Annotated in this window: 4 protein-coding genes; 3 read left to right on the top strand and 1 reads right to left on the bottom strand. The window is 60.2% G+C overall.

Features of this window, described 5'->3' with window-relative positions; translation table 11 throughout:
- Together JWQ61_RS20885 and betA are read left to right on the top strand one after the other, a co-directional pair.
- Positions 1-815: aldehyde dehydrogenase family protein (locus tag JWQ61_RS20885; RefSeq protein WP_304362205.1), on the top strand; the 815-nt coding region annotated here is incomplete at its 5' end.
- 72 nt (positions 816-887) lie between these two features.
- On the top strand, positions 888-2,561 hold the full coding sequence (betA, locus tag JWQ61_RS20880) for a choline dehydrogenase (RefSeq protein ID WP_304362204.1): 1,674 nt from the start codon (positions 888-890) through the stop codon (positions 2,559-2,561).
- A gap of 77 nt (positions 2,562-2,638) precedes the next feature.
- Here betA and JWQ61_RS20875 read toward each other — a convergent pair whose 3' ends face one another.
- Positions 2,639-3,211, bottom strand: coding sequence for a TetR/AcrR family transcriptional regulator (locus tag JWQ61_RS20875; RefSeq protein ID WP_304362203.1), 573 nt, complete (start codon positions 3,209-3,211; stop codon positions 2,639-2,641).
- 148 nt (positions 3,212-3,359) lie between these two features.
- Here JWQ61_RS20875 and JWQ61_RS20870 point away from each other — a divergent pair.
- Positions 3,360-3,601 (top strand): alcohol dehydrogenase catalytic domain-containing protein (locus JWQ61_RS20870; protein WP_304362202.1); only part of this gene is annotated, 242 nt, incomplete at its 3' end.

The following is a 3,601-nucleotide window of genomic DNA, read 5'->3' as shown; positions in this document are numbered from 1 at the left end:
CCGGCATCGAAAAGATTTCGTTCACCGGCGGCACCGCCACCGGCAAGAAAGTCATGGCCAGCGCCTCCAGCTCGACCTTGAAGGACGTGACCATGGAACTGGGCGGCAAGTCGCCGCTGATCGTGTTCGCCGATGCCGACCTGGAGCGGGCCGCCGATGTCGCCGTGATGGCCAACTTCTACAGCTCGGGCCAGGTGTGCACCAACGGTACCCGCGTATTCGTGCACAGCTCGATCAAACAAGCGTTCGAAGCCAAGGTGCTGGCACGGGTCGCGCGCATCCGTCTCGGCGATCCGCTCGAGATGAACACCAATTTCGGTCCGCTGGTCAGTTTCCCGCACATGGACAGCGTGCTGTCTTACATCGAATCCGGCCTGGCCGAGGGCGCGCGCCTGCTGATTGGCGGCAAGCGCGAAGTCAGCGGTGCCTATGCCAGCGGCGCTTATGTGCAGCCGACCGTGTTCACCGACTGCCGCGACGACATGAAGATCGTGCGCGAAGAAATCTTCGGACCGGTGATGAGCATTCTTTCTTTCGATGAAGAAGATGAAGTCATCCGCCGCGCCAACGACACCGAGTACGGCCTGGCGGCAGGCCTGATGACGGAAAACCTGAGCCGCGCGCATCGCGTCATCCATCAGCTGGAAGCCGGCATCTGCTGGATCAACACCTGGGGCGAATCGGCGGCAGAGATGCCGGTCGGCGGCTACAAGCAATCCGGCGTCGGCCGCGAAAACGGCTTGACCACGCTGGAACACTACACCCACATCAAGTCGATCCAGGTCGAGCTGGGCGCGTATACCTCGGTGTTCTGAGCGCCGTTCTAACGCCAGCACCTGTGTCTCACAACGATGCCGCCGAGCCGGCATCGGCAAGGAAGGATCATCATGCAGCAAGCAAAAGAATACGACTACATCATCATCGGCGCCGGTTCTGCCGGCAACGTCCTGGCTACGCGCCTGACTGAAGACGCGGACACCAGCGTGCTGTTGCTGGAAGCCGGCGGCCCCGACTACCGCTTCGATTTCCGCACCCAGATGCCGGCGGCGCTGGCGTTTCCGCTGCAAGGGCGGCGTTACAACTGGGCCTATGAAACCGATCCCGAACCGCACATGAACAACCGCCGCATGGAGTGCGGCCGCGGCAAGGGCCTGGGCGGTTCGTCGCTGATCAACGGCATGTGCTACATCCGCGGCAATGCGCTGGATTACGATCACTGGGCCAAGCGGGAAGGGCTGGAAAACTGGTCTTACCTGGATTGCCTGCCGTACTTCAAGAAAGCCGAAACGCGCGACATCGGCGGCAACGATTACCACGGCGGCGACGGCCCGGTCAGCGTGACCACGCCGAAGAGCGGCAACAACGTGCTCTACCATGCGATGGTGGAAGCCGGCGTACAAGCCGGTTATCCGCGCACCGACGACCTCAACGGCTACCAGCAGGAAGGTTTCGGTCCGATGGACCGCACCACCACGCCGCAGGGGCGGCGCGCCAGCACTGCACGCGGTTACCTGGACCAGGCGCGGGCGCGACCCAACCTGACCATCGTCACCCACGCTTTGACGGACCGCATACTGTTTTCCGGCAAGCGCGCCGTCGGCGTCGCCTACCTGCACAACGACCAGCCGCAGACCGCGCAAGCGCGGCGCGAAGTGCTGCTCTGTTCCGGCGCGATCGCTTCGCCGCAAATCCTGCAACGCTCCGGCGTCGGTCCGGCTGCGCTGCTGCGCCAGCACGATATTCCGGTGGTGCTGGACTTGCCCGGCGTCGGCGCCAACCTGCAGGACCACCTGGAAATCTACCAGCAATACGAATGCAAGCAGCCGGTCTCGCTGGCGCCGGCGTTGAAACCGTGGAACCAGCCGCAAATCGGCGCCGAATGGCTGCTGATGGGAACCGGCATCGGCGCCAGCAACCAGTTCGAAGCCGGCGGATTCATCCGCAGCGACGACAGTTTCGAATGGCCGAACATCCAGTATCACTTCCTGCCGGTAGCGATCAACTACAACGGCAGCAACCCGATCAAGGTGCACAGCTTCCAGGCGCACATGGGATCGATGCGTTCGCCCAGCCGCGGCCGTATCCACCTGCGCTCGAAAGATCCGCGCCAGCATCCGAGCATTCTGTTCAACTACATGTCGACCGAACAGGACTGGCAGGAATTCCGCAACGGCATCCGCATCACGCGCGACATCATCGCGCAGCAGGCGTTGTCGGCCTATGCCGGACGCGAGATTTCACCGGGCGTCCAGGTACAGACAGACGCCGAACTGGATGCCTTCGTGCGCCAGCACGCCGAAACCGCTTTCCATCCATCCTGCTCCAACGCCATGGGCTACGACGAAATGGCGGTAGTGGACAACCAGGGACGGGTGCACGGTTTGCAAGGCCTGCGGGTGGTGGATGCGTCGATCATGCCGTTGATTACCACCGGCAACCTGAATGCGCCGACCATCATGATCGCGGAAAAAATCGCCGACTGCATCCGCGATCGGCAACCGCTGCCGCGGCTGGAAGTGCCTTATTACGTCGCTGGCGACAATCCGGCGCGGCAAGGCTGAAGCGGGCGCTTGCGCCGGGATATGAGCAAGATGCCGGACGCGGTGGAACAACTTCCGCTTTGAATGGCTAAGCGATATTATCGCTGGCCAAGTAATTCTTGCTTAACAGATGCCAGTATCTCGTCGGACAAGGATTGGACACTGCGGCTGGCGCGCGCCAGCGTAACCGCGCCTATCATGGTCGCGGTGATTGCAAGAGCCCGCCGTCTCGCCTCATCTGGAGCGAGTGCCGCGGGCAAGCTTGCCTGCACAGTGCTGATCATGCCTTCCAGTCCATCCGTGAACGTCTCCTGCAACTCATCTCCCTGGCGAAAGACTTCACCCGCATATGCCGCCATGGGGCAACCCGTCGCACCGTCACGATTGGTTTTGGAAATGTAAAAGTCAATATAGGCTTTGAGGTCGTCGCCGGATGTGCCTTTCAGCGCCAGGAAATGCCCTTGGCTCCCTTGCTGCAGATAGCGGTTGGCTTCAGCCGCCAGCGCTTCCTTGGACTTGAAATGCGCATAAAACGCGCCTTGCGTCAGTCCCGCAGTCTTGCTTATCTCCATTACTCCCACGCCGTCAAATCCGCGCTCCCTGAATAGCCTGGCGGCCGTTTCAATCAGTGTCTGCCTGTTACGGACATTTTGTTCCTTGCTTACTTTCATATGTCACCTTGATTGATAGCAACTTGTTACGTAAATCCTGAATCATTTTAATGATAGTGATCGCTACTATTGATTTTTAATAGCGAACGCTATTATTATAACCTTGCAGCGGATCGGCCACTGCCGGTTCGGCATATAGGAGCATGCAATGATGAAAGCAGTCCAAGTAATCGGGTACGGCGATGCGGTTGAAAATCTTGAAGTGCGCGATATCCCTGAGCCAGCCGCACCTGACGCAGGAGAGGCCTTGGTGGGTGTTGAATATGCGCCAATCAATTTCAATGACTTGATGGTTCCATGGGGGATTTACCTCTGGAAACCGGAACTGCCAGCCACAATCGGGAACGAGGGCGCAGGCATAGTTCTCGCGGTCGGTGACGGCGTGACGGC

The organism is Collimonas fungivorans (assembly GCF_028292705.1).
Classification (GTDB): domain Bacteria; phylum Pseudomonadota; class Gammaproteobacteria; order Burkholderiales; family Burkholderiaceae_D; genus Collimonas; species Collimonas fungivorans_B.
The sequence above is the reverse complement of the archived record's forward strand: the minus strand, read 5'-3'. Positions and strand labels throughout refer to the sequence as shown.

Excerpts from the sequence above, each read along its gene's own strand:
- JWQ61_RS20875 (WP_304362203.1), bottom strand. The coding sequence starts at position 3,211 with ATGAAAGTAAGCAAGGAACAAAATGTCCGTAACAGGCAGACACTGATT.
- betA (WP_304362204.1), top strand. The coding sequence starts at position 888 with ATGCAGCAAGCAAAAGAATACGACTACATCATCATCGGCGCCGGTTCT.